Annotated in this window: 1 protein-coding gene; it reads left to right on the top strand. The window is 24.7% G+C overall.

What is annotated here, in order from left to right:
* Window positions 1-164: 164 nt before the first annotated feature.
* The coding region (locus CQA75_RS08770) for a hypothetical protein (protein WP_137624583.1) at window positions 165-3296 on the top strand (3132 nt) is incomplete at its 3' end.

Raw genomic sequence — 3296 nt, 5'->3', positions numbered from 1 at the left:
AATATTTCAATGAAATTTTAGCTCCTAAGTTTTACAATAAATACAAAGATTTGGAAGTAGAAATTGATGATAAAGGTAATATTATAAGATGGATTGGAGGGATTAATAGGTGAAAATATTGGCAAATAAAAAAATGATATAATAATATTTTAAAGGAATCTTTTATGTTTATAAGTTCTAAACCAGAGTTAATTCAAACTATTAAAAATTTAATCAACAATGAAGAAGTCAAGCAGATTGATTTTATTTATCCTAATTTTTCTGTTTTAAATGATATATTAAAAAATATTAATTTTCATCAAAAAAAAATCTTATTTAGAAATCAAATATTAGCTATGGAAATATTAGAAATTTTAAAACAGGTTTGTGATAATCACAATGATATAGAAGTAAATATCCATACTCTTAATGAGCTTAATGCTGGACAAAACATAAATTTAAAAGATTTATCAAGCAGTGAAATTTGCATCAAGGCTTATTTAAAAAACTTAGATAAAGAATTTCAAGATAAAAAACAAGGTAAAGATTTTAATCTCTTTTATTATACAGATAAAAATAATCTTTGTATCGAATTTATCAATACTTTAAAAAAAATAGTTAAAGATTCTGAAGATATAAATACCTTAGAACAATTAATTGAAAACATCGATTCTGATAGTATAAGTAGTGAGAAATTTGATGATTTTAAGAAAAAAGTTTTAAAAAAGATTGAAAGCATAACAGAATCGAATTTTTTTAAAAACAATATAACCCCATCTTTAAAAAGTACCTATGAAAAATTTATCGATGAGTTGCTAGAATACATTAAAAAACTTGCTAAAGAAAAAGAATATAAAAAGATTAAAATAATACTAAGCGCTATAGCGGGTGTTGTAATAGCCACAGTAGTAGCCGCTCTTACGGGTGGGACAGGACTAGCTATTGCGACTGCTGGTTTATTTTCTTTAATGAGTTCTGCAAACGAGTATTATGAATTTACTCAAAGAGAATATGCTGCGCTTTTAACACCTTTAGCTGCATTTTTAGCTACTAGATGTGCTATGTTTATTCATTATATTAATTCTCGCTTATTATCTTGTGTTTTAATTGTTAATAAAAAAGAAATTATTGATTTAAGTGGTTTTGGATTATATCTTGGAAGTGATAAAAGCGATATTGCTTCAAATTTAGCCTATAAAACTACTCTAAATAAAGAAATAGAAAGCATTGAAAGTATCTTTAGTGAAATCTTTTTAAAGCAAAGGGATAAAGAGCATCAAGTTGCTATTAGCGATTCTCAATTAAGCAATTTATCTACTCCCATTTTAACACAAAAACTGTCTAGTTTATATTTGAAGAATCATTCTATTTTGGAAAATTTACAAGAAGATATCAAACAGTTTAATTATTTTTCTTATATAGAAAGTCCAAATTTTAACTCAAGTAAATTGGCTGAATTTTTCGTACAAAAAAATCAAAATGCACAAATAGATTTAAATACAACTAAAATGAGTAAAAATTATTTAATTATTTCAAATATCCCCAGCAAATACAATGCAGGACTTAATGAGAGCCTAACTCAAGAAATCGTTCATAACAATATACAAGATAAATACAGAGAAAGTAAAGAAAGTTTGGATGTTTCAAGAAAAACCTATAACAGCAAAAGAGATTATAGTGAATATAGCATAGAAATGTCACAAGATGAAAATGAACCCTATATTTTACAATTAAGCCCTTTTGTGAAAATATCCAAAGAAGCTTATAAAGAAAGCAAAAAAGCTTATGAAGATATGCAAGATAGTTATAAAAAAATATTAAATTATAATAAAAACGAACCGCAATCTAATAATTATCCAGTCGAAATAAAACGTATGGAATTTCAAGAAGACTTTGATAAAAAATTGCAAAATATTAAATTATATAATTATATGTACATCCGAAATTTCTTTAAACAAAACGAAGAAAAAGAATCCATTATAGAAAAGGAAAAGAAACTAGCTTATCAATATTTAGAGTTTTTGCAAGAAAAAATTTTTAAAGAAATTTGTACTAAATCAAAAAATATTTATGGATTAAAAATGTATACTTTTAGAGATTGCCTGCAAATTGCTTGGGAGCTTTATCGCGCAAAACAAATTTTTATTAATCTGAATTTAAAATTTAAAAAAAGTTTTTTTGGAAACATTAATGTAGAATATTTAGATGAAGATTATACTGTATTTTCAGACGATAATTGTTGGATTTTTGAAGAAAAAAATAAACACAATTTTAGTGCTATTGAATTCACTCAAGATTTATTAGATATTTTTATAGAAAGCAATAAAGATAATGACGAAAATGAAGATAAAAATGAGAAAAATAACGAAAACATACAAAAATTTTTCAATGAATTGTTAAAAGAATTAACAGTTGAATTAACAGATGAAGAATTAAAGCAAAGATTTCAAAAAATTTATGATAAAAGTTTTTTAGAACAAAAACTTGAAGAAAGCAGAATGGAACTTTTTAGCAATCTTTTTTGGGAAGCAATAAGTAGTCTTGTTCCTTTGAGCAATTTTTTTTATCACATTAAAGATCCTATTAAAGTTTTTCAAAAAATTACAAATATTTGTATTACTTATATGCAAAAAGGTTTTAAAGAAGTTCTCATTGAGCAACTAGGCCTTATATATGTATTTACAACAAATCCAAATATTGGAATTGAAATTAGATCATCTGGAAAAAATTATTTTAAGAGTCACGCCAGAGAACAATTTTTAACAATTAAGGAAGATTTCTTTCAGACTAAAACAAAAATAGTTTTTATGGTAGAACAGATAAAAAATGGTGTTAATATTGACAGTTTTAGTACAATTAAAGCAAATATAGAAAAACATCATAAATTAGATATGAAAGATGAAAGATTACTCAGAGATCTTTATAATGATATTAAATCTACACCTCATGTTGAAAAAATTACAATTAAAACAAATTGGCTTCAAGCTAAAACCTTAATAAAAATGATAAAGCCGGATTTAGCTAGTATGTTGGCAGAATTTGTAGCAAATTTAGCATTAAATTTTTTCTTTCCAACAAATTTTAAAGCCTTGCAAGAACAATATGAAAGTATTATTTATCAGCTTTATACCTTTAAATATGATTTTCCTTTAGCGGTTGTAAGAGATCATTTTGTAACCTACCCTTTTGCAATCAATTCAAAATTTATTAGCTTTGATTTAAAAAAAATCTTCTATGGCATAGATCTTTGCACTGGAGTTTTTGACACTCATTTTTCCTTTCATTATGAAATAGAACAAAACATTGAAGAAAACAAA

Source organism: Campylobacter taeniopygiae (assembly GCF_005406225.1).
In the GTDB taxonomy this organism is placed as follows: Bacteria; Campylobacterota; Campylobacteria; order Campylobacterales; family Campylobacteraceae; genus Campylobacter_D; species Campylobacter_D taeniopygiae.
The sequence above is the reverse complement of the archived record's forward strand: the minus strand, read 5'-3'. Positions and strand labels throughout refer to the sequence as shown.